Annotated in this window: 19 protein-coding genes; 10 read left to right on the forward strand and 9 right to left on the reverse strand. The window is 32.9% G+C overall.

Annotated elements, in window-relative coordinates:
- Nucleotides 1–2 precede the first annotated feature (2 nt).
- From uxaC to ACJJV4_RS06655, 4 genes are read left to right on the forward strand one after another with little or no spacing between them, the layout of a single operon-like run.
- Complete coding sequence (gene uxaC, locus ACJJV4_RS06640) at nucleotides 3–1,418, forward strand: glucuronate isomerase (RefSeq protein WP_405292688.1); 1,416 nt, start codon at nucleotides 3–5, stop codon at nucleotides 1,416–1,418.
- Between the two features lie 29 nt (nucleotides 1,419–1,447).
- Nucleotides 1,448–2,422, forward strand: a complete 975-nt coding sequence (locus ACJJV4_RS06645; protein WP_405292690.1) for a TRAP transporter substrate-binding protein — start codon at nucleotides 1,448–1,450, stop codon at nucleotides 2,420–2,422.
- Between the two features lie 2 nt (nucleotides 2,423–2,424).
- Nucleotides 2,425–2,916: a TRAP transporter small permease gene (locus ACJJV4_RS06650; RefSeq protein ID WP_405292692.1), complete on the forward strand. Its 492-nt coding sequence runs from the start codon at nucleotides 2,425–2,427 to the stop codon at nucleotides 2,914–2,916.
- 2 nt (nucleotides 2,917–2,918) lie between these two features.
- Nucleotides 2,919–4,223 carry a TRAP transporter large permease gene (locus tag ACJJV4_RS06655; RefSeq protein ID WP_405292694.1) on the forward strand — a complete coding sequence of 435 codons (1,305 nt, stop codon included), beginning with the start codon at nucleotides 2,919–2,921 and terminating at the stop codon, nucleotides 4,221–4,223.
- 181 nt (nucleotides 4,224–4,404) lie between these two features.
- On the opposite strand, the gene ACJJV4_RS06660 is transcribed toward ACJJV4_RS06655, so the two are convergent.
- Entirely contained in the window at nucleotides 4,405–5,463 is a 1,059-nt protein-coding gene (locus tag ACJJV4_RS06660; protein WP_405292697.1) for a phosphatidylinositol-specific phospholipase C1-like protein, read from the reverse strand.
- 377 nt (nucleotides 5,464–5,840) lie between these two features.
- On the opposite strand from ACJJV4_RS06660, the gene ACJJV4_RS06665 reads away from it, so the two are divergent.
- Together ACJJV4_RS06665 and ACJJV4_RS06670 are read left to right on the forward strand one after the other, a co-directional pair.
- Nucleotides 5,841–8,888: a SusC/RagA family TonB-linked outer membrane protein gene (locus ACJJV4_RS06665; protein WP_405292699.1), complete on the forward strand. Its 3,048-nt coding sequence runs from the start codon at nucleotides 5,841–5,843 to the stop codon at nucleotides 8,886–8,888.
- A gap of 3 nt (nucleotides 8,889–8,891) precedes the next feature.
- Nucleotides 8,892–10,661 carry a RagB/SusD family nutrient uptake outer membrane protein gene (locus ACJJV4_RS06670; protein WP_405292701.1) on the forward strand — a complete coding sequence of 590 codons (1,770 nt, stop codon included), beginning with the start codon at nucleotides 8,892–8,894 and terminating at the stop codon, nucleotides 10,659–10,661.
- Between the two features lie 69 nt (nucleotides 10,662–10,730).
- Here ACJJV4_RS06670 and ACJJV4_RS06675 read toward each other — a convergent pair whose 3' ends face one another.
- The 8 genes from ACJJV4_RS06675 to tsaD all read right to left on the reverse strand — a co-directional run bounded on the left by ACJJV4_RS06675 (nucleotide 10,731) and on the right by tsaD (nucleotide 17,241).
- Nucleotides 10,731–11,915, reverse strand: coding sequence for a class I SAM-dependent methyltransferase (locus ACJJV4_RS06675; RefSeq protein WP_405292703.1), 1,185 nt, complete (start codon nucleotides 11,913–11,915; stop codon nucleotides 10,731–10,733).
- 7 nt (nucleotides 11,916–11,922) lie between these two features.
- Entirely contained in the window at nucleotides 11,923–13,011 is a 1,089-nt protein-coding gene (locus tag ACJJV4_RS06680) for an AI-2E family transporter (protein WP_405292705.1), read from the reverse strand.
- A gap of 108 nt (nucleotides 13,012–13,119) precedes the next feature.
- Nucleotides 13,120–13,620, reverse strand: a complete 501-nt coding sequence (locus ACJJV4_RS06685; RefSeq protein WP_405292707.1) for a TrmH family RNA methyltransferase — start codon at nucleotides 13,618–13,620, stop codon at nucleotides 13,120–13,122.
- 36 nt (nucleotides 13,621–13,656) lie between these two features.
- Nucleotides 13,657–13,869 carry a hypothetical protein gene (locus ACJJV4_RS06690; RefSeq protein ID WP_405292709.1) on the reverse strand — a complete coding sequence of 71 codons (213 nt, stop codon included), beginning with the start codon at nucleotides 13,867–13,869 and terminating at the stop codon, nucleotides 13,657–13,659.
- Nucleotides 13,870–13,880: 11 nt separating this feature from the next.
- Complete coding sequence (locus ACJJV4_RS06695) at nucleotides 13,881–14,522, reverse strand: DUF4159 domain-containing protein (protein WP_405292711.1); 642 nt, start codon at nucleotides 14,520–14,522, stop codon at nucleotides 13,881–13,883.
- A 6-nt stretch (nucleotides 14,523–14,528) separates the two neighbouring features.
- Nucleotides 14,529–15,236, reverse strand: coding sequence for a 16S rRNA (uracil(1498)-N(3))-methyltransferase (locus ACJJV4_RS06700; RefSeq protein ID WP_405292713.1), 708 nt, complete (start codon nucleotides 15,234–15,236; stop codon nucleotides 14,529–14,531).
- Nucleotides 15,236–15,874, reverse strand: a complete 639-nt coding sequence (locus tag ACJJV4_RS06705) for a peptidylprolyl isomerase (RefSeq protein WP_405292715.1) — start codon at nucleotides 15,872–15,874, stop codon at nucleotides 15,236–15,238. Before ACJJV4_RS06705 ends, ACJJV4_RS06700 begins: the two co-directional genes overlap by 1 nt.
- Nucleotides 15,875–16,218: 344 nt before the next feature.
- Nucleotides 16,219–17,241, reverse strand: a complete 1,023-nt coding sequence (gene tsaD, locus ACJJV4_RS06710; RefSeq protein WP_405292717.1) for a tRNA (adenosine(37)-N6)-threonylcarbamoyltransferase complex transferase subunit TsaD — start codon at nucleotides 17,239–17,241, stop codon at nucleotides 16,219–16,221.
- A gap of 166 nt (nucleotides 17,242–17,407) precedes the next feature.
- On the opposite strand from tsaD, the gene ACJJV4_RS06715 reads away from it, so the two are divergent.
- The 4 genes from ACJJV4_RS06715 to ACJJV4_RS06730 all read left to right on the forward strand — a co-directional run bounded on the left by ACJJV4_RS06715 (nucleotide 17,408) and on the right by ACJJV4_RS06730 (nucleotide 24,927).
- Complete coding sequence (locus ACJJV4_RS06715) at nucleotides 17,408–21,796, forward strand: translocation/assembly module TamB domain-containing protein (protein ID WP_405292719.1); 4,389 nt, start codon at nucleotides 17,408–17,410, stop codon at nucleotides 21,794–21,796.
- Between the two features lie 189 nt (nucleotides 21,797–21,985).
- Nucleotides 21,986–22,972 carry a 6-phosphofructokinase gene (gene pfkA / locus ACJJV4_RS06720; protein ID WP_405292721.1) on the forward strand — a complete coding sequence of 329 codons (987 nt, stop codon included), beginning with the start codon at nucleotides 21,986–21,988 and terminating at the stop codon, nucleotides 22,970–22,972.
- Nucleotides 22,973–22,989: 17 nt separating this feature from the next.
- A complete protein-coding gene (gene gap / locus ACJJV4_RS06725; protein WP_405292723.1) occupies nucleotides 22,990–23,994 on the forward strand; it encodes a type I glyceraldehyde-3-phosphate dehydrogenase in 1,005 nt (334 codons plus the stop codon).
- Between the two features lie 72 nt (nucleotides 23,995–24,066).
- Nucleotides 24,067–24,927, forward strand: a complete 861-nt coding sequence (locus ACJJV4_RS06730; RefSeq protein ID WP_405292725.1) for an N-acetylglucosamine kinase — start codon at nucleotides 24,067–24,069, stop codon at nucleotides 24,925–24,927.
- Nucleotides 24,928–24,972: the final 45 nt, after the last annotated feature.

The following is a 24,972-nucleotide window of genomic DNA, read 5'->3' on the forward strand; positions in this document are numbered from 1 at the left end:
ATATGAGTACAATAAATTCAAAAAACTTTATAAACGATAATTTTTTGTTACAGTCTGATGTAGCTGTAAAGTTATACCATGAGTATGCTAAAGATTTACCAATTATAGATTATCACAACCATTTATCTGCTAAGCAAATAGCAGAGAATAAACCTGTTAATAATATAACGGAGGTTTGGTTGAAAGGAGATCACTATAAATGGCGAGGTATGCGAGCTAATGGTATTAAGGAGTTTAATATTACCGGAGCAGCTTCCTTAAAAGATAAGTTTTTGAGCTGGGCAGAAACGGTACCTTACACATTAAGAAATCCGCTTTTTCATTGGACGCAGCTAGAATTGAAGCGATATTTTGATATCGACGATATTCTGCAGCCTAGCACGGCAGATGCTATTTATGAGAAAGCCAATAGTATTTTAGAACATAAAACACCTGCACAACTTTTAGAAGATATGAAGGTGGAAGTGGTTTGTACTACAGATGACCCGGCAGATGATTTACTTTATCATAAAGAAATAGCTGAGGGTGATTTTCATGTAAAGGTATTACCAACGTTTAGATCTGATAATTTATTTTGGATTGGGAAATCAAGTTTTTCAAATTATATTATAAAGTTGAGTAAGGCTTCAGGAGTTAACATAGATTCATTTGAGGCCTTTTTAAAAGCTATAGACCAGCGTATCGTTTATTTTAACAATTTAGGATGTCGTCTATCTGATTTTGGATTGGGAGAATACTTGGAAATAGTAGAATACACTATGGAAGATGTCGCATCAATTTTTAATAAGAAATTAGCAGGGGAAATACTTTCAACTTCAGAAATAACAATTTACCGATCGTTTTTATTTGTGTATTTAGGAAAAAAATATCACGAATTTGATTGGGCACAGCAATATCATTTAGGATCACTCCGAAATAATAATACACGATTAGAAGCGCAAATAGGCTTAGATGCTGGTTGCGATTCTATAGGCGATTTTCCTGCAGCAGAATTTATGTCGGCTTTATTTAAGACCTTAGAGTCTACAAATCAATTAGCCAAAACCATTACTTACAATTTAAATCCAGCTCAAAATGAAGTATTTGCTACCATGATGGGAAATTTCCAAAATGGCGATACTCCAGGTAAAATGCAATGGGGTTCAGGTTGGTGGTTTTTAGATCAAAAAGATGGTATGGAAAAACAATTAAATACGCTCTCTAATATGGGGCTATTAAGCCGTTTTGTTGGTATGTTAACGGATAGCCGTAGCTTTTTATCGTTTCCAAGACATGAGTATTTTAGACGCATTTTATGCAACGTAATGGCCGAAGATATTAATCAAGGATTAGTGCCGCACGATATTGAATTTGTAGGTAAAATAATTCAAGATATTTGTTATTTTAACGCTGTTAGATATTTTAACTTTAAAAAATAAAGATTACCACTAAACTAAACCAAAAAAGAATGATGAATAAAATAATATGTGCCTTTTTAATTTTGTTCGTTATGCAGAGTTGCAAGAAAAACGACGATATTAAAATGATGTATTTGGCACATACATTACCGCAAACACACCCCGTTCACAAGGGGATTTTAGAATTTCAAAAGGCTTTAAACCAAAAATCTGATGGAAAAATACAAATTAAAATTTTTCCCGATGGCCAATTAGGTTCCGAGCGTGAAGCTTTAGAATTACTTCAAATTGGTAGTGTTGCCGTAACTAAGGTAAGTGCTGCAACCTTGTCTAATTTCGTGCCAGAATATCATATTTTGGGTATTCCATATTTATTTAAAGACAAGCAACATCAGTACGATGTTTTAGAAGGCGAAGTAGGGAAATCTATCTTAGAAAAAGGTAGTAAATTTTGGTTACGAGGTCTTTGTTATTACGATGCCGGTAGCCGTAGTTTTTATACTTCTAATAAAGCCATACGGAAGCCTGAAGATTTAAAAGGTCTTAAAATTAGGGTGATGAATAACCAAATGGCTATTAATATGGTAGAAGCTCTTGGAGGTTCGCCAACACCAATGGCTTATGGTGAGTTATACACAGCTATACAACAAGGCGTAGTAGATGGAGCAGAGAATAATCCGCCATCATTTGTATCGTCAAACCATTATGAAGTCAGTAAATATTATACTTTAGATCAACACTCTTCAGTGCCTGATGTGCTGTTAATTGGAACCAAGTTTTGGGAGAAATTAACCGAAGAAGAAAAACAATGGGTGCAAGAAGCGGCAGATGAATCGTCGCAAGCCGAAAAGGTATTTTGGCAAAATTCAGTTGAAGAATCTATGGCTACAGCAGAAAAAGCTGGTGTAGAAATTATAATTCCTGATAAGTTTTTATTTCAGGAACAATCTAAATCTGTGCTCGAAACTTTCATGAAAGAACATCCAGAGATGACAGAAATTATCAACAAAATTAAAAATCAATAAGCATGAAAAAAGCAGATATTCTTTTTGAAAAAGTATGTCGGATTATGGAAATCATTTTAGTTTTCATATTCGGTTTATTGGTTATTGATGTTTTAAGTCAGGTGTTTTCAAGATATGTATTAAACACATCTTTTGCATTTACCGAAGAGTTAGCACGTTTCTCATTAATATGGTTATCCATACTTGGTGCAGCTTACTTAAGTGGAAAAAGAGAGCACTTATCTATGGATTTCTTGTATCAAAAGTTTTCGGGTAAAACCAAGAAAAAAGCACTCATATTTATCGAAATATGCATTTTATTATTTGCCTTAGTTGTTATGGTTATTGGTGGTTTTAATTTAGTTTATACCACATTACATTTAGGGCAGTTGTCTGGTACATTGCGTATCCCATTAGGATATATATATGCTATTCTACCAATAAGTGGTCTCTTTATTATGTGTTTTTCTGTATACCATTTAGGGAAAATTAATGCTAACAAAATAACCGAATAATTATGAGTATTGAAGTAATAAGTATTATCGTTTTATTTGTAAGTTTCTTTACATTATTGATGTTAAGAGTACCAGTAGCTTATAGTATTGGTATCTCCACAACTATAAGTTTATTGTTGAATATTGACAAGTTACCAGGTTTAACAACCATTGCGCAACGAATGACTACTGGTATTGATAGTTTTGCGCTTTTAGCCATTCCGTTTTTTGTATTGGCAGGTGAAATTATGAAGCAAGGTGGTATAGCCAATAGGTTAATAAATTTTGCGAAATCTTTAGTAGCGAGTTTACCGGGAGGTTTAGCTTATGTAAATGTATTAGCATCTATGTTATTTGGTGCTATTTCTGGTTCGGCTATTGCAGCAACATCGGCCATTGGAAGTATAATGACAGATAGAATGGAGGAGGAAGGTTATCCAAGAGAATTTAGTGCCTCTGTAAATATTACCTCGGCAACTACAGGTTTATTAATTCCGCCAAGTAATATTTTAATTGTATATGCTTTAGCAAGTGGTGGTACAGCATCAGTTGCAGCATTGTTTATCGCAGGTTATTTACCTGGAATTTTATTAGGCGTAGCTATTATGGCTTATATTGCTTTTGTTGCTATTACACGTAAATTTACCAAAGGACATCGCGCACCTTTATCTTTAATATGGACTTATTTTAGAAAAGCCTTTTTTAGTTTGTTGCTTTTAGTAATTGTGGTTGGTGGTATTGTAGCGGGTATTTTTACAGCTACCGAAGCTTCTGCTATTGCAGTGCTTTATGCTGGTGTTTTAGCATTAGTTTATGGAGATGTAAAAGCTAAAGATTTTCCTGCTATTTTATTAACAAGTGCAAAAACTACAGCAGTAGTTATGTTTTTAATTTGTACGTCTATGGCCATGTCTTGGCTGTTTTCTTTTGAGGGCATTCCAGAACTTATAAGTAGTTTTTTATTGGAGCAGTTTAGTAATAAAATAGTAATATTTTTAGTTATTAATTTGGTGCTTCTAATTATCGGGACATTTATGGACATGACGCCCGCAGTTCTAATTTTTACACCAATATTTTTACCTGTAGTAGTTGCATTAGGTATGGATCCAGTACACTTCGGAATTGTTTTAGTACTTAACCTCTGTATTGGCCTATGCACGCCCCCCGTTGGAACTATTCTTTTTGTAGGTAGTGGTGTTGCTAATGTTTCAGTTTCGCAAGTTATAAAACCGTTGATTCCGTTTTTAGTAATAATGGTCGTTGTATTACTTTTAATTACATATATCCCTGCAATTTCAATGTATTTGCCACAACTTTTAGGTTTGTAAACAAAAATATTTAAACGAAATAGTAAGGTTGAATTTTTTGAAATGGTCATATTTATGGCAATTCTAGAAATTCAACCTTATTAGTTTAAAATATAAACTGTATAAATTGAGTGTTTTTTCAAGCTAAGAAAGGAGTAATTGTTTTGAAAAAATTCTTGATATATCTATTTTTTATGTAGCCTTAATGTTTTTTCGTAGAAACAGGGTTTTCTCTAACATAGGTTTTTCCTTTAAACGAAATATGATAATCACTTTCAAAAAATCGGCTAGGTAAGTAATAATCGGTAGTAATTATTTGTGCACCAGATTTTTTTGCATCTTCAAAATGAGTATAATCGTTTGCTCTTGCTTCTTTAGTTCCAGCATCAGCACGTGTTCTAATAATATAGCCTTTAGAAACGAGGTTTGATATAGTAGAATCTTCTGGATTATTTCTTATTAATGCTGCCGCTTCAGGTGTTCCAGGTTCAGCATTTACAAATAATACACGGTTTTGTAAAGAAGGATGACTTTTTATATATAAACTTCTTTTGTCTTTAGTATCATCCAATATGAATAAAAACTTGCCACGTGCATCTTTTAGTTTTGGCCAGTTGTTGTTTAAAACTGCTTCTTCTAAGGTTAAAAAGGAACCTCTAACATCATCTGGCGTAATAAGCTTATCTTTTCCTAAGCCATTAATAAGTGCCTGGTCTAAATCTTTAAAAAATTGATCTGTAACTTGGTCTGGTTTAGTACCAAATTTGTTTTCACCACCGTCTTTAGCTTCTAGAGTAATAAAAATGGGTTCGTGCGTTGGATTGGTTTCCGACCAGATTCTTATCGCATCTAAGCAAGTATTGAGCGTGTAATAATGTGTTCTAAAATCGATATCTGGAATATGTAAAATCTTAAAACCTGGTTTCAGCATTTCTTTATTAGCATCGTAAACTTCTTTGGGCTTAGCAAACTGTAAACCTTTAGGTGTAGCGAATTTTCCGCCATAAATATCACTGTAAATATCAATTTCTAAATTTCTTAAACCGAGTTCTAATTGTTCATGAATGGAAATGTGGTCGTATTGTAAAGATGCCATTTTATCACTTTGCGTTGATAAAAATGAATATAAATCATCTTCTATGGCTTTTTTATAACTGTTGTGCGATCCAATAACTTGTATTTGATTAATGCGTAAATCATCATGTTGTGCAGATAGATTTAAACAAAAAAATGTAATGAGTAAGGCGCTAAAATATTTCATAAAATAAGATTGGTTTAAGGGCAACAAAAGTATAATGTTCAGTTTAATATTGTGTTAATAAATTGAAAACAAAATATAAATATTTACTTTCATATTAATCTGTTAAAAACCTTTAATGTATTGGTTTTTTATGTTTTAACTCTATTTGGTTTCAATTTGGAGTTATGATATATTTAATAATGCCATAACAGTAGGGTAAAATAAAACCGTTTAAAATTTTATTTTTTTGCACTCTCTAAGCTCGCAATACATGTTAAATATTTAAACCGTCAACTTTATGTAAAGATTAAAAGCAACCCTAATTTACAAATTAAAACCGTAGCTGCTGGAACAACTACGGCTAAATCATTAAGCATTGTAAAACCAATCACTTAAAAATGTACACTAAAAATAATTTTTTTACACTAAAAAATATAGCTTTTTTAGTTTTATCTATACTATTATATCAAAGCGGATATTCAAACAGTATACCAACAAGATCAATAAATTTTTCAAAACCAGTTGTCCAGAAAACAATCAATGGTGTTGTTGTAGACGAATCTGGGGTGCCATTACCAGGAGCTACTGTTATTTTAAAAGGAACTTCTACAGGAGCTTCTACCGATTTTGACGGTAAATTTTCCCTACAAGCCGCTATCGGGCAAATCTTGCATATCTCGTTTGTAGGTTATGAAAGTAAAGATGTTGTTATCAAATCTGCCGTGTTAAAAGTTTCTCTTGATCCATTAAATGCCATGTTGGACGAGGTTCTAATTGTTGGTTATGGTCAACAAACAAAAAAAGATTTAACCGGAGCAGTAACACAACTTTCTACGGAGGATTTTAAAAAGGGAGTAAACGTATCTCCAGACAATTTATTGCAAGGCAAAGTGGCTGGTGTTCGTGTAGTACAATCTAGTGGAGAACCAGGCGCTGGTGTTAATGTATCTATTCGTGGTGTGGGATCTATTCGTAGTGGTAGTTCCCCATTATTTGTTGTAGATGGCGTACCGTTAAGTAACAACAATGTGAGTGCAGCGAGCCCAAATGTTGGCTTGGGGAGTTCTAGTGCTAAAAACCCATTAAACTTTTTAAATACAAGCGATATTGCTTCTATTACGGTTTTAAAAGATGCTTCAGCGGCTGCTATTTATGGAGCAAGAGGTTCTAACGGTGTTGTAATTATTACAACCAAAAAAGGAAAAACTGGCGATGTTACCATAACAGTAGATTCTTATTTAAGTGTGGCTTCCGTTATTAAGAAAACAGATGTTTTATCGGCTAGTGAATACAGAAACGCTATTACGGAACCAGCTTACGATCATGGTGGAAATACAGATTGGCAAGATGAGTTGTTACGTAGTGCAGTAACGCAAAACAATAATTTTTCGTTTGCAAAGAAAACGGAAACCGGAAATTACTACACTTCTCTATCTTTTATGGATCAGGAGGGAATTGTTGAAACTAGTGGGTTTAAACGAACTACGGCACGTTTAAATGCAGAAGAATCTTTTCTGGATAATAAACGACTAAAGGTTAAAGTGAATTTAACAGCGAGTCAAATTAACGAAACAGGAGTTCCTAACGGAGCTAATGCGGGTTCTGACGGACAGCTAATTATTCATGCTCTAATGGCTAACCCAACGCAACCTGTTTTTACTGAAGATGGCGGTTTTACCAACTTCAACTTAAACCAGAATTACAATCCCATGTATTTGTTGGATATTTACGATGATCATACACAAACGTTACGTGTTCTTGGTAACATAGAAACAACGTTTAGAATTATTGATGGTTTAGAATATAAATTTAACTACGGCATAGATCGTTCAGTTTCCGAAAGAAATTCTACTATTTATCCAAACGCAACCGATAGAACTCCGGATGGTGCTTATGTTCAGAATAATTTAGATTCACAAAGTACTTTAATGGAGCATTATTTAACCTACCGTTTTGATTTAAATAAAAGCAAATTTGAAGTTTTAGGAGGATTTTCTTATCAAGAATTTGATTTCTCAGGAACAAACTTTTCTTTAACAGGAATAGATGAGCAAGGTACTGGTGTTGCACCAGAATACGATCCGGGATATTCTGGAGAACAATCTGGTGTTGGCGGATATGCACAAGTAAACGAGTTACAGTCTTATTTTGGAAGATTAAACTACAATTTTGACGATAAATATTTATTAACAGCATCTTTAAGAGCCGATGGTTCTACACGTTTTGGTGAAAATAATAAATACGGTTATTTCCCTTCTTTTGCATTAGGTTGGAATTTGGATAACGAAAACTTTATTACTGAAGTAGAAGACATCGACCAATTAAAATTAAGAATGAGCTGGGGACAAACGGGTAATCAAGAAGTTCAAAATAAAATTACCCAAGCGAGTTACTCGCAATCGGCTTCTGGAGGCTATTATTTGTATGATGATTATAACTTAATTAATGGTATTGTAGTTAACCGTACCGCGAACCCGGATTTAAAGTGGGAAGTTGTAACGCAGCTTAACGTTGGTGTGGATTTTAGTTTATGGAACAATAAACTTTACGGATCTTTAGATTATTATAACAAAACAACAACCGATGCTATTTTAAATATACCATCTGAGCCATTGAGTCCAACTACAACAGTTTGGAAAAATATAGATGGAAAAATTGTAAACAAAGGTTTCGAGTTTTCTTTAGGAACTAATTTAGTAACCACAGAAGATTTTTCTTGGAATGTAGATGTTAATGGAGCAACTTTAAACAATGAGATTCAAGATTTGCCTGTTTCAGAATTATATTCTGGTAGTGTAGCAGGACCTGGTTTATCTGGAGTTTCTGCGAATATCTATAAAAGTGGCTATGAGGCAGGATCCTTTTTTATGCTTAAGCATTTAGGTTTTGATGCAGACGGAAACGATATTTTTGAAGATTTTAATGACGATAGTGTTATAAATAGTGACGATCGTCAAATATTTGAAGGAGCGCTTCCAAACTTCACTTTTGGATTAAATACAAACTTAAATTATAAGCGTTGGGATTTAAGTTTAGCCTTTATTGGTCAAACAGGTGGAATATTAGTAAACAATACGAACTTGGCTTTAAATATTAATAATATCGTGTCTGATAGAAATGTATTGTCTCAGTTTTACAACGATGGCGCTAGTTTTACTAATCAACCTCAATTATCAACTTTATATATGGAAAAATCAGATTTTATCCGTCTGAATAATGCTCGAATTGGGTATTCTGTAAATACAGAAGGTTTAAAATTAGATTGGTTACAAGGGTTGAACCTGTATGTTAGCGGTCAAAACATTTTTACTATTACAAACTACTCAGGTTTTGATCCCTTGGTAAACAGTCCAAGAGCATCAGGCGGAAATCAATCCATTGGAATTGATTATACAACATATCCGTCGTCAAGATCATTTTTATTAGGAGCAACTTTAAAACTATAATTTATGAAAATTTCAAATATAATATCAAAAACAGCTTCTATTTTTATGCTTAGTACACTTGTTTTTAGCTGTACAGATTTAAATGAAGAAGTGATAGATGAAGTGATTGGAGGCGCAAGCTCTAATCCCGAAAGTGCTATGGCAGCTGCTTATGGGCAATTAGCAAATAGAACATTTACAGATCACGGAAACGTATTTGGTTTACAAGAATACCCTACCGATGAGTGCATGTTACCAACACGAGGAAGTGACTGGGGCGATGGTGGAAAATGGCGTGCTTTAACGGAGTTTACTTGGGGAACTAATAATGCAGCTGTTTCGGGAACCTGGAATAATTTAACAAGCGGTATTACAAAAACCTTAACAGCAATTGAGTCTTTGGAGGAAAATCCAGATTATACAAATTACGATTTGTTTTTAGCAGAAGCACGTGGTTTATTAGCTCTTTATGTGTACAATACCTTAGATTTATTTAATCAAGCGCCATACAGAGATCCATTTACCGTAGGTGCTCCATTAGAAATTCTGCAAGGAGAAACAGAAATTGATAATTTAATTTCTGATGTTGAAGCTATTATTCCTAGCCTTGCTAATTTAGGCGAAAACCAAACTTACAATGGTCGTTTTACTAAGCAAGCGGCTTATGCGTTATTGGCCGATATGTATTTGAATAGAGCCGTTTTTAAAGATCGCTATAATGCAGGTTCTAGTTTTAATTTTACTGAAACTGCGGTGGATGGTGATGGAAACGATATGGATAAAGTAATTTATTACACATCGCTTTTAATAGATGGAGATTTTAATTTAGAGAGTAACTATTTTGATAATTTTGCTATAGATAACACCAACGGATCGGAAATTATTTTTGCTGTAGCTCAAGAAAATGATAATATTAGATCTAGCGATAACGATTTTGCGTACATGTCTACTGGTCGTGCGCAAAAGCAAACACCAGATAACCGCGGAACAAACGGGTCTTGTGTAGAACCTGAGTTTTACTATACTTGGTATGGAAATCATGACGACCCTCGTTTTCACCGTTACTATCAATATAGTGATGGTACTTGGTTCATGAACGATGGAACAACAGGAAGTGTGCCTGCTGAAGATACTAGAACCGATACTGGTAAGTGGCGTGTGCATTTTAACCGTGGTTTACAAGTAGGGCAACAGTATGGACCAACATTAGATGGTTCAGGTGGTTTTAATATGACAGCCGATGGGCGTATTGCCATTAGTAAATTATTCATGGAGAAAAATGCAACTACACCTATGGATTATACTCCCGATTTAGATTTTAACAATCCATTAGAAGCTGTGTTTTCACAAGATGAAATTAATCGCGGTGTTCGTAATTTTAAATGGGAATTCGACCCTAATTATGGCAATGGAAACTCTGCAGTAGATGTGCCATTGTATCGATTAGGAGGTATGTATTGTATGCGTGCCGAAGCTTATTTCCGTAAAGGAGAAACAGCTTTAGCTCTTGATGATATCAATATGTTAAGAACCAGTAGAACACGTGAAGCACTCTTCGGAAATGCGCCAGGTGTTGCAATTACTTCTTTAGATGAAACAACTCTATATAACGAGATTGGTTTTGAGATGTATTGGGAAATGTACCGAAGAAAACAAATGATACGTTTTGGAACTTTTGATGATGCCTATACTGCAAAATCTGCTACAGAACCATATTTAAGAGTGTATGCTATTCCGCAGGCTACTATTGATGTAACCGATGAAATTAGTCAAAATTTCGGGTATATTAACTAAGCGTCAGTTTATGTAAACTGGTAATATGAAAATCTCAGACTTATGGTCTGAGATTTTTTTTAATTCGTTTTAAAAATTTGTCCGTTTGGTAATAAGTACTAATTTTTTATTATCTAAATCGGTAGTAAAAAATAAATATAGGTCACCACCATCTTTAATATTAAACTTCTTTCTAATATTTTGGACCGTTTCCGGGAAATTTCTAGTGGTGATATTAGCTTTATTCAAGCCTCTTTTTTTAATCTCTTTCTTGTTATACGGCAAAATGTCTTCAATTTTAAAAAACCTGCCTGGGAAATCTATTAAAGCATCACTAGTATACAAATGTGAATGTTTGTGAAGTTTAGAAACTTGTAATTGATTAGAAACAGAATCGAAAGCACCAGATTTTAAAATGGCAGAATTAGGCTCATATAAGTAGGTGAGTGGTTTACTATATGTAGAATCTAATGTTTTTTCTTCATTCAAAGTAAAACTAAAAGATTCTACGTTATCTTTTTTTAAGTTAGTAGTTTCAATGTTTATCTCTTCATTATAATTAGATTCTAATATCCAAAGCAATTCTTTTACTTCATTATTTACGGCAATGACATGTATTGTTTTTACATGTTTTAATTCACCAATACCAACCGAAAAATCGAGTAGTGGCGATGTTTTTATCATGATGTTTTTACTATGTTTAAAAAGTAAATCTATATGCTCAGGGACATTTGGCAAACAGTCGTTTAAAAAAAAGACTTTGCCTTTACTGTCGTGTCTCCTAGATGGATCGATATAAATCCAATCAAAGTTAGACGTACTTTTTTTTAAAAACTCTATACCATCTGCACATGGTGTTTCAATATTCTCAATGCCAAGTTGTGTGTAATTGTGATTTACTATTTGCGAGAGTTGTGGGTTTATTTCGCAATGTGTTACGCTTTTAAAGTGTTTAGAAAAGTATAAGCAATCTACACCAAAACCACCCGTTAGGTCTATTACAGTTTGGCCTTGTATTAAATTGGCCTTGTGTTGCGCTGTAATTTCTGAAGATGTTTGTTCAACATTCAATTTATTAGGAAAATAGATATTTTGAGCATTAAACCAAGTAGGTAATTTTTTCTCGCTTCGTTTTTTTGCTTCAATTTGCTCTATAATGGCACTCGTTTCAACATCAGGGAAGTTGGTGCCTTTTAATAAAATAGAGGTGATGTCTGCGTGTAAATTGGCATCAATATATTTTTGGATTTCAGTATTTAAAATAGAGGTATTCAACTTAGAATTATAAACCTTTAGTTAGTTTTTTTACAATTTTGTTTTCTGCCAAAAACTCCTTTAAAATTACTTTAATTACAGTGTAGGCAGGTACGGCAAGTATTAAACCAATAATACCGAAAAGGATTCCTGTTATTAAAATAACTAAAAATATTTCTAACGGATGCGATTTTACACTTTTGGAAAATATAATAGGTTGGCTTCCAAAATTATCTATTAATTGCCCAATCATGAATACAACAAAAACCCATAAAGTTTTTGGTAGAATAACCTCGCTGAAACTTTCGCCTAAATTACTCGTCATGGTTAAAGTTAGCATAAGCCCAGCTCCAATTAAAGGGCCCACATAAGGAATAAGGTTTAATAGCGCACATAAAAAGGCTATTACAATAGGATTTTCTACCCCAATAATTAACAGCCCAATAGTATAAATAATAAATAAAATTAGTATTTGAAAAATAAGTCCTACAAAATAGCGCGATAATAAATCTTTTATTTTAGTTGAAGAGTTTTTCCAGCGCGATTCTTTACCTTCTGGTATAAACGTGAGAAGTCCATTTTCGAACAAACGACTATCTTTCAGGAAGAAAAACGATATAAACAAAACTGAAAATAACCCGATGCTAAAGCTTCCGAGTCCGCTTAGAACGGAATTTAAAAAATTAGGAATCATAGCGAAGTTTACTTTTGAAAGCATGTTGGAGTCTTTAAAAGATTGTTCAACATCTATCTTATGTAAATCAAAATAGGTCATGATTTCGATGTATAAATTCTCAATATTGACCTGTAATTCATCAATATCTAAAAGTGATAGATTTTGACCTTGCTTAATAACTAACGGAATAAATAAACCCACCAAACCGATAAACAAGCCAAGTAAAACTAGCATAGTTACAATAACGGCAATGGTATTTTTAAACTTTAATTTTCGCTCTAAAAACAAAACGATAGGGCGTCCAATTAGCGATATTACTGCTGCTATGGCTATATAACCAATCACCGATTGTATTTGGTATAAAAAATATAAAGTGAGCGCTGTGCCTAAAATAATAGCAATGGCTTTTAGTATACCGTTTGATATGGTGTTAGAATTCATCTTGTAAATATAATATTATTTACTTGTAAATTTTGAGCTCCAACTTTTTTTTGAAAAGTAGCCTTGTTTATCTTGCTATTTAAGTGAGCTAAGGCAGTGAGTAATTATTTAAAAAAGCTGTTTAGTTATTTCGTAAACCGCAATATTGGTGGCTTGCACTACATTCATGCTACTATTTTGACCAAACATATCAATATGTATTACCGCATCAGAAAGGTTTAAAATAGCATCCGAAACTCCAAAGTTTTCATCACCAATAACCAAAACAATTGCGATATCTTTGGGAAATTTTATATTATGTATCGGTGTGCTTTTATCCGTTATTTCTAATGAAATAATATAATGGTTATTTTCTTTTAATTGCTTAACAAGACCTAAGGCGTCTTCACAAATATCGAAATTCACTACTTTTTCTGTTGCTCGAGATGTTTTTGATATTTTTCGTCCTAATTTAATATTTTCGCCGCAAAGCACTAGTTTTTCAATACCAAAGGCATCTGCCATTCTAAACAAACTACCAATGTTTGGTGCATTTGTAACATTATCGCAAACCAAAGTTATTGGGAATTTACGCTTTTTAAAATTGGAGGTGTAGTGGGTGAGTTGCAATGTGGAGTTTTTTTGTTTAAGCTTAGTTGTATATTATTAATTTAGATGAAAAGCCTTTCCACAAATATAACTAGAATGACTGTCTTTATATCCAAAGCAACATGTTAAGCCTTCAGGGCATTCATCATAATGAAAGTTCGAAAAACCAATAGAATATGTGTGGTTATTAATGCTATTTAAAGATTGAAATATAAGCAATGCAATAAGTATGAATGCTAAGCTTTTAATTTTAGTTGATGATTTTTTCATACATTTTATCTCTAATGTTCAAAAGCATATTTTATGATATTAGCACCCATTTGAAGTGCTTTCTCTCTAACATCGGCAGGATCGTTGTGTATTTCAGGATCTTCCCAGCCATCACCTAAATCGCTCTCGAAAGTAAAAAGCAAGATTAACCTGTCTTTTTCAAAAAGCCCAAATGCCTGTGGGCGTTTCCCATCGTGCTCATGTATTTTTGGTAAACCTTTAGGAAAACTAAAAGCGGAATTAAATATTTCATGACTTGCAGGTAATTCTATTAAATCTTTATTGGGGAATACTTTTTTTAGTTCTTTGGTAATATAAGGCTGCATACCATAATTATCATCGATATGTAAAAATCCGCCAGAAATTAAATAGTTACGTAAATTTTCAGAATCTGTTTCACTAAAAAACACATTGCCATGACCTGTCATGTGAATAAAAGGATATTGAAAAATATCAGGACTACTCACTTCAACGGTTTCTGTTTTAGGCGTTATTTTCGTGTTAATATTTTCGTTACAAAACGTAATTAAGTTGGGTAAAGCCGTTGGGTTTCCGTACCAATCTCCACCGCCTTGGTATTTTAAAATAGCCAAATCTTGCGCGATACAAACCACGGAGAACAGACAAAATAAAAGGGATGTAGTGTGTTTCATGTGGTATTACATTTCATTAATAAACGCAACGGAATGGCAAGCAACAATGGCAGCAGTTTCTGTGCGTAAACGTGTTTCTCCCAAAGTTACAGGAATAAATTCATTTTGAAGTGCTAGATCTATTTCTTTAACCGAAAAATCACCTTCGGGACCAATTAAAATGGTAATATCTTCTTTTGGTTTAAGCTCATTTTTTAACGATTTCTTATCGGTTTCTTCGCAGTGTGCTATAAATAAATATCCAGAAAAGTCTTGTTTTATAAAGGTTTTAAATGCTACAGCTTCATTGAGTGTTGGTAAATAACAGCTTAAAGATTGCTTGGCAGCAGACTGGATAATGCGCAAAAAACGCTCAGGTTTAATAATTTTACGTTCACTATGGTCGCAAATAATAGGTGTAATGCTGTCGATACCTATTTCTGTGGCTTTCTCTAAAAACCACTCGTAGCGATCGTTCATTTTAGTAGGAGCGACCGCTAGGTGTAAATTATAGTTTTTTTTAGGTTGTAATGTTTTGGATACAATTTCTGCTGTACATTTATTGATATTAGGTATCGATATTTCGGCAGAAAAGAGCCAACCTTTTCCATTTGTAATATGCAAAGTATCTCCAACTTGTTTACGAAGCACTTTTACAATATGTCTGCTTTCTTCTTTTTCAAAAGAAAATTGTGTTGTGTTTTCGTTTATGTCGGGATTATAGAATAGTTGCATTAGTTTTTGGCTTCAACAATTTTTAAAACTTCAATTTCGGCAATGTCTTTTGGTTCATGTGTTTTTAAAACAACATAATACCAGTTTTTTTCAGTCACATCCACTGTGAAAATATCATTTAAGTGATGCTCGCTACTTACAATTTCGCTTTCAAAATCTGGATGTACTTCTCCTGATAAAAACCAACCTAAGTCGCCTCCTTTATTGGCGTTTTCGTCCATGGAGTATTGTTTAGATAAAAAATCAAACGGTGCTCCGTTATGGTATTTTGCAATAATTTTATCACGCAAGTTATTAATTTCATCTCGTTGGTATTTCGTGCCGTCTAGATAAATATACGCAACTCTGTAATAGGTTTTCTTATTCTTTTTAACAACTTTGTATACGGTTTTCTCATATTCGTTTTCGTTAACCTTAGTGCCTCCAAGGCGCATATCGAAAAGCTCTTTTGCTAAATTTGTTTTGTGTTTTTCCTCGTTAAAGGTAATAAGTTTGTTTTTTTTAGAATTTTTAGACTCTAGAAATTTTTCAATTTGTTCTGGAGTTTCAACAAGTTCTAATTCTTTTTCGATGGATTTTTGCGCGTTCAAAAAAGATGAAAAGCCTATAAAGGCTGAAATAAATAAAAGTTTGGTCATAATATTTGGGGTATATTTTCAGAGCCAAATTTAAAGTTAATGTTTGTGATATGAAAGTAGAGGCTATAAGTTATTAAGAATATGTTGTTAATAGCTTTAAATTGAGCGCGTTGATTTATGTTTTTTTACTTTGACTACATTGAATAACAAGATGATTATTGAAGTTACGCATACATTTTCAGCTTTAAGCTGAATAAATAAAATTACGAGCTATTAAATTTAGAACTGTAAAAAATGATGAATCTATGGACCGTTCCGAAGAAAACGAAGCATTTGAAACTTCTACATAAACAAAAAAGCCACATAAATTATGTAGCTTTTTTTGAAAATATTAATAGTAAAAATTAGATTTTTAACCGCGCAGAAGCTACTACATCTTGCTCAGCAAAATCTTCTTCTAAGAATTTTAAATAACCAACAATGGCAATCATTGCAGCGTTATCGGTTGTGAATTCAAATTTAGGCACATAAGTAGTCCAACCAAATTTTTGCTCACCGTCTTTCAACGCTTGTCTTATTCCTGAATTTGCAGAAACACCACCACCAATAGCAATATGCTTGATGCCTGTTTCTTTGGTTGCCAGTTTTAATTTATCAATTAAAATACCAATAATAGTATATTGAATAGAGGCACAGATGTCGTTTAAGTTTTCTTCAATAAAGTTAGGATTGGCCTTGACTTCACGCTGAATAAAATAAAGAACAGCTGTTTTAAAACCAGAAAAACTAAAATTTAAGCCATCTACTTTTGGTTTGGTAAATTTATAAGCTTTCGGGTTTCCTAATTTAGCACGTTTATCTATTTCTGGACCGGCAGGATAACCTAGACCTAAAATTTTTCCACTTTTATCAAAGGCTTCACCTACGGCATCATCAATAGTTTCACCTATAACCGTCATGTCAAAATAAGAATCCACACGAACAATTTGTGTATGCCCACCAGAAATCGTCATGGCTAAAAACGGAAAAGGTGGTTTATTAAAACCTTCTTCATCAATAAAATGTGCCAAAATATGCGCTTGCATATGGTTTACATCAATTAACGGAATATTTAATCCATATGCTAAAGATTTTGCAAACGATGTTCCAACGAGTAAGCTTCCCATTAACCCGGGGCCACGGGTAAAAGCGACAGCATGAAGTTGTTCTTTGCTTATGTCGGCCTTTTTTAAGGCTTGGTGAACCACGGGAACAATGTTTTGTTGGTGTGCTCTAGAAGCTAATTCTGGTACAACGCCACCAAATTCTTCATGTATTTTTTGGGTAGCAACAACATTGCTTAAAATTTTACCGTTGTGTATTACGGAAGCCGCTGTATCATCGCAAGATGACTCAATTCCGAGTATATAAATATTTTGTTCCTCCATTAGTGAATATTAGGCACAATAATTGTTAATTTTGAATCCGAGTAAACGAATTAAAACATTCTCTTTACTCATGATTGCAAAAATAGTTTATTCTAAATAAAATTATAACGTTAAGGGTATCAAAAAATTTCTAAAAATACTATTAAAAATTGCAGGTATACTGCTAATGTTATTCATCATTTTGGTGTTAATTCTTTCTATTCCTGCCGTACAAACGGGTTTAGGTAATTATGTCACCAAGCGTATTAATAACGATTTTAAAACCAATATAAATGTTGATAAAGTTAGTCTTCAATTTAATGGAGATGTAGAGCTTAAAAATATTTATATTCAAGATTATAAGCAAGATACATTAATTAGTATTGTAGAATTGAACACCTCTATTTTAGGTGCTAGAAACCTTATAAATGGTCAGTTGGTTTTTGGTGATATCGATATTGAAAATCTCATTTTTAATATCAAAACTTATGAAGGTGAAGCGGAAACCAATTTGGATGTTTTTGTGGCCCGTTTTGATAGTGATAATCCAAGAAGTGAAAAAAGTAATTTTTTATTATCGAGTAGTGATGTTTCTATCTATAATAGTGTATTTAAGCTTATTGACGAGAATAGAGAGACTACAAAAATGCTTCATTTTGAAGATTTAAATATTAACGCTACCAATTTTTTAATTAACGGAAGCGATGTTAATGCTAGAATTAATACGCTTAATTTTAGAGATAGTCGTGGTGTTACGGTTAAAAATATGATGACCGATTTTAGTTATACTTTAACTGATATGACGTTTGATAACCTAAGCATTAAAACTCCAAATTCAGAGCTTAAGGGCGATTTAAAATTTTCTTACGATCGTGCCGATTTTAAATATTTTACCGATAAAGTATTAGTTTTCGCAAGTTTTAAAGATTCTAAAGTTCAGCTAGACGAGTTAAATACCTTTTATAATGAATTTGGGGTAAACCAAACAGCCACTTTTAGTACCGATATTTCGGGAACTTTAAACAATTTACAAACCTCTAATTTAAAATTAAATACTAATAGGAATACGCGTATTTACGGTGATATAAGTTTTAAAAATCTTTTTAATAAAGAAGAAGGTAATTTTTATATGAATGGTAATTTTAAAAATTTATCGTCCACATATAAAGATTTAAAGGCTTTGTTGCCGAACGTTTTGGGTGAGGCTATACCATCGTCTTTCGATCGTCTAGGCTATTTTACAGTGGTTGGTAATTCTCAATTCACTTCGTCTACCGTAGTTGCCGATATTCAAATAGATACAGAGTTAGGGTTTGTGGACTCTAATTTAAAAATCAGTAAAATAAACGACATAGATAATGCGGCCTATAAAGGGAATATTATTTTTACAGAATTTGATTTTGGAACCTTTTTAGAGTCTCCAGCTATTGGTAAAGCTTCCTTAAATTTTGATGTTGATGGAAAAGGGTTTGTTACTAAAACTATTAACACTAAAGTAAAAGGAGATGTATTTGAGGTTGAGTATAATAACTACAAGTATCAAGGTGTAAAAGTAGCCGGAAATGTTAGAAATGATATTTTTGATGGAAACCTTATTGCTAATGATAAAAACCTGAAACTAAACTTTACTGGATTGGTAGATTTTTCTGAAACAGTTAATAAATACGATTTTGAAGCCAAGGTTGATTATGCTAATTTAAACGCTTTAAACTTTGTAAAAAAAGATAGTATTTCTATTTTCGAAAGTACCGTAAAAATGAATATGAATGCCAGCAGTTATGATGATGCTTATGGTAAAATTTCTTTTAGAAAAACAAAATATAAAAACGAAAACGACACTTATTATTTTGATGAATTTGATATTTCATCACGTTTTAGCGATGATTTACGTTATATAGAAATTAATTCACCAGATATTATTGAAGGAGATTTTAAAGGCCGTTTTAAGTTTAAGGAACTTAAAAAACTATTCGAAAATTCTATAGGTTACATTTATACTAATTACATACCAAACGAAGTTGAAGATAACCAAAGTATCGATTTTAATTTCACCATATATAATAAAATTGTAGAAGTTATTTATCCAGAGCTTCAGTTAGCTAAAAACACCTTTATACGTGGTCAAGTAGAGAGTGATGAAACCCAATTTAAGCTAACTTTTAAATCACCTAAAATTAAACTTTTAAATTATTTTGCGAACAATATCGAGCTACAAGTAGATAATAGTAATCCTGTTTTTAATACTTATGTAGAAATAGATAGTTTGAACACAAAGTATTACAATGTTTCTAACTTCAATTTAATTAATGTTACGGTTAATGATACTCTGTTTATGCGATCGGAGTTTAATGGAGGAAAGCGTAATAAAGATAATTTCAATTTAAGTTTTTACCACACTATAAATAAAGAAAATGAGTCGGTTATTGGTTTTAAACAATCGGATGTTACAATTAAGGATAATAAATGGAATATTAATGAGTTGCAAGATAAATTCCATAAAATTTCATTTGATAAAAAGCTAACAAAATTTAATATAGATAAGTTTAGAATTAATCACTTAAACGAAGAAATTAAGCTTTCTGGTTTTTTACGGGATTCTACTGAAAAAGATATAAAACTTAATTTTACCAATGTAGATTTGGCTAAAATAACGCCAGATATTGATAGTTTAAGCTTATCTGGAAACGTGAATGGTAAACTCGATTTATTACAGCAAAATGGAAGCTATTTACCTAACTCAAGTATAATAATAAATAATTTTAGGGTTAACGACTTTTTATTAGGTTCTTTTGATGCTAACATTAGCGGTAACGAATCGTTAACAAACTACACAGTTGATGCTACTATAAAGAACGACGACTCCAATTCTTTTACCGCTCAAGGCGATATTTATGTAGCAGGAAAACAGTCTAAAATTGATGTCGATTTAGTTTTTGATGGCTTCGATTTATACCCATTAAACCCTTTGTTGCGGGATATACTTAGCGATATTAGAGGTCAGGCTGAAGGGAAAATAAATGTTGTTGGAGATTTGAGTAAACCTGATTTTAACGGCGAATTGATAATGACAAAAGCAGGATTGGGTATTCCATTTTTAAACGTGAATTACGATTTTGCAGAAAATGCTTCAGTAAGTTTAAAAAACCAAAGTTTTATATTTAATAGTATCAATCTCACCGATGTAAAATACAAAACAAAAGGATTGTTAAAAGGAAATTTAAGTCATGTTAACTTTTCTAAATGGAGTTTAGGCCTCGATTTAACAACTAAGAATTTATTGATTTTAGATACCAAAGAAACCGATGATGCTTTGTATTACGGAACAGGTTTTATAGGTGGAGAAGCCAGTATTTATGGCCCTACCGAAGAGTTAAGAATAAATGTTATTGGAGAAACTAAACCAGGAACGGTATTTAAAATTCCATTGAATGATGCCGAATCTTTTGGAGATAATACCTTTATCCATTTTATAACAAAAGAAGAAAAAGAAGCTCGTAACAAGGGAGAAGAACTTGTTTTTGATGAAATTAAAGGTTTAGAACTCGACTTTGATTTAGATTTAACAGAGGATGCCGAAGTAGAAATTATTATTGATAAAGCTACAGGACATTCTTTAAAGGGTAGAGGCCGTGGTGGTTTATTGGTAGAAATTAATACAAACGGTAAGTTTAATATGTGGGGAGATTTCGCAGTTTTTGAAGGACTCTATAATTTTGCATATGGAGGTTTTGTGCAAAAACAGTTTACAGTGCAACCAGGTGGAACTCTGGCGTGGGAGGGCTCACCATTGGATGCTGAAATAAACATGAATGCAATTTATAAAACTCAGGCTAACCCATCACCGTTATTAGATACACCAATTAATAGAAGCATACCTGTAGAATTGAATATAGCATTAACAGGAAGTTTAGAGCATCCAGTTCCAGAATTTACTTTTGAGTTTCCTAATGTTAATTCCACGATAAAATCGGAGTTAAACTACCGCTTAGAATCAGATAGTGATCGTCAAGATCAGGCCTTATATTTAGTGTCTACTGGTTCCTTCTCTGGTGGTTTAGACGAACTTAATTTTTCAGGGACTATTGCCGAACGACTTAATGGTATAATTAATAGTGTATTTACCAATGGAAACAGTAAACTTAGTTTAGGTTTAAATTATGAGGCCGGACAGAACACTCCCGATTATCAAACCGATGATCGTGTTGGTTTAACCTTACAAACACAAATTAGCGATCGTGTCCTTATTAATGGTAAGGTTGGTGTGCCTGTTGGTGGTGCTACAGATACGGTAATCGCTGGCGATGTAGAGGTCTCTTTTCTTTTAAATGAAGACGGCACCCTAACAGCGAAAGTGTTTAACCGTGAAAACAGTATTCGTAATTTTGGTGAAGATATTGGTTATACTCAAGGTGTAGGACTTTCTTATAATGTCGATTTCGACACGTTTAAAGAATTGCTTAGAAAAATATTCACTAAGAAGTCCGATAAAGAAGATGATGTGTTAGAGCAGCCTGAAAAGGAAGCAGAAAGTGCTCTGCCTGATTATATTTCTGTAAAGCCAGCTTCAAAAAAATAATTCTCTTTCAATAATTCTCAATTATATTACCTCAAATTGGTTTTCTTCTAATAATTAGGGGTTAAAATAGCAACTTATTTATTATTTATTACTAAAACGTTATAGTATCAAACTACGAATAAAACAGTGCTAATAGTATGATTATATTCTTTTTCTTTATTAAATTTACGTTTTAATTATAAGAAATAAATGCCAAATAAAATAAAGAAAATAGGTGTGTTTACATCAGGAGGAGATGCTCCAGGTATGAATGCCGCCATACGTTCGGTAGTAAGGTCTTGTGCTTACTATAATATAGAGTGTATTGGTATATATAGAGGTTACGAAGGTTTAATGGAAGGCGATTTTGAGTCTATGGATGCTCGTAGCGTTAAAGGAATTATTAATAAAGGAGGTACGATATTAAAATCGGCTCGTTCAAAAGAATTTAGAACTAAAGAAGGTCGCCAAAAAGCTTTCGATCAATTAAACAAAGCAGGAATTGATGCTTTGGTTGCTATTGGTGGTGATGGTACCTTTACAGGAGCTTTGGTTTTTAACGAAGAGTTTGATTTCCCAGTAATGGGTATTCCAGGAACTATCGATAACGATATTGTAGGAACTTCACATACTTTAGGTTTTGATACTGCTCAAAACACAGTAGTAGAAGCTATTGATAAAATTAGAGATACAGCAAGTTCACATAACCGTTTGTTTTTTATAGAGGTTATGGGGCGTGATGTTGGGCACATTGCTCTAAATGTTGGTATTGCTGGTGGTGCTGAAGAAATTTTAATTCCTGAGGAAGATTTAGGATTAGATAGATTAGTAGAATCTTTAAATAAAAGTAGGAAATCAGGTAAATCGTCTAGTATTGTAGTGGTTGCCGAAGGTGATAAAATAGGTAAAAATATTTTTGAACTTAAGGACTATGTTGATGAAAACATGGAAGGTTACGATGTACGAGTATCTGTGTTAGGGCACATGCAACGTGGTGGTTCGCCATCTTGTTTCGATCGTGTTTTAGCGAGTAGAATGGGTGTTAAAGCCGTAGATTCTTTATTAGAAGGTAAATCTAACTATATGGTAGGTTTAATGAATAATAAAATGAAGCTTACTCCTTTAGATAATGCCATAAAAGGAAAAACAAAAATTAACTTAGAATTATTGCGTGTCTCAGATATCATGAGCACTTAACATTTATAAACACGATTATGTCAAAATTAAAAATTGGAATTAACGGATTTGGTAGAATAGGTAGAATTGCTTTTAGAGTAGCAGCTTCTAGATCTAATGATATTGAAGTAGTAGGAATTAATGATTTATTAGATGTAGATCATTTAGCTTACTTATTAAAATTTGATTCTGTTCACGGACAGTTCGATGGAACTATCGAAACTAAAGATGGTAACTTAGTAGTAAACGGAAACACAATTAGAGTTACTGCAGAACGTAACCCTGAAGATTTAAAATGGGATGCTGTTGGAGCAGATGTTGTTTTAGATTGTACTGGTATCTTCACATCTTTAGAAGGTGCTCAAAAACACATTACTGCTGGAGCTAAGAAAGTTGCAATTTCTGCACCTTCTGCTGATGCACCAATGTTTGTAATGGGAGTAAACCATAAAGAAATTACTGCTGCTCATACTATTGTATCTAACGCATCTTGTACTACTAACTGTTTAGCGCCATTAGCTAAAGTAATTAACGATAAATTCGGAATTGCTGAAGGTTTAATGACAACTGTTCACGCTGCAACAGCTACACAATCTACTGTTGATGGTGTATCTAGAAAAGATTACCGTTTAGGTCGTGCTTCTTTAAACAACATTGTACCAGCTTCTACTGGAGCTGCTAAAGCTGTTGGAAAAGTAATTCCTGAATTAAACGGAAAATTAACTGGTATGGCTTTTAGAATCCCTACTGTAGATGTATCTGTAGTAGATTTAACTTGTCGTTTAGAGCGTCCAGCTCCATGGGCTGAAGTTAAAGCGGCTTTAAAAGAAGCTTCTGAAGGTGAATTAGCAGGTGTTTTAGGTTATACTGAAGAAGGTGTAGTTTCTCAAGATTTCGTATCTGAGCCAAAAACTAGTACATTCGATGCAAACGCAAGTATGGCATTAAATGATGGTTTTGTAAAATTAGTATCTTGGTATGATAATGAGTTTGGTTATTCAACTAAATTAATCGATTTAGCTCAACATATCGGAGCACTATAATAAATAATTTATATATTTCCACAGTATTATTTATTTTGAATAATGCTGTGGATTTTTTTATTCTAAGAACTTATGATTTTAATTGTAGATAGTGGTTCTACTAAGTCCGATTGGCTTGCTGTAGATAAAGATGGAAATAAATTAATGGATAAAATCCGAACTAAAGGATTAAACCCAGCCATTTTAAGCGAGAAAAAGCTTATTAAATTAATTAAAAAAAGTAAAGAATTAAAATCTAATGCCGATAAAGTAACACACGTGTTTTTTTATGGTGCTGGTTGTGGTACTGATAATGCAACAGAATTGTTAGACACCGTTTTAAAAGAGATATTTCCTAATGCTCATATCGAAGTTAACGAAGATACTTTAGCAGCCGTTTACGCAACGATTAATGATCCGAAAGAAGCTGCTGTAGTTTGTATAATGGGTACAGGATCTAACTGTAGTTATTTTGATGGCGAAGTTTTACACCAACGTGTTAAATCGCTTGGGTATACTTTAATGGATGATGCTTCTGGTAATTACTATGGAAAACAGTTAATTAGAGATTATTATTTTAATCACATGCCAGAAAATGTTAGAATAGCCTTTGGTGCAAAATTTAACATGGAGGCCGATTTTATTAAATATAATTTATATAAGCAACCGAGTCCTAATGCTTATTTAGCAGGATTTGCAGAATTTATGTTCTTGCACAAAGATTCAGAATACACCATTAAATTAATTAAAGATGGTATTCGTTTGTTTGCAAATAATATGATTTTACAATTTAAAGAAGAGTTAAAAACAGTTCCTGTACATTTTGCAGGATCTATAGCCTTTTTTGCTCAAAAAGAAATTAAAGAAGTTGGAGAGGAAATGGGCTTTAAAGTTGGTAATTTTGAGCGTAGACCAATTGATGGTTTAGTGCCGTTTCATACCAAAAATCTATAATTTAAAGTACAAATAGTTGCAAACGCATTTAGCAATTTATATATC

Origin of the sequence: Algibacter sp. Ld11, assembly GCF_045066735.1 — a bacterium.
Classification (GTDB): Bacteria; Bacteroidota; Bacteroidia; order Flavobacteriales; family Flavobacteriaceae; genus Algibacter.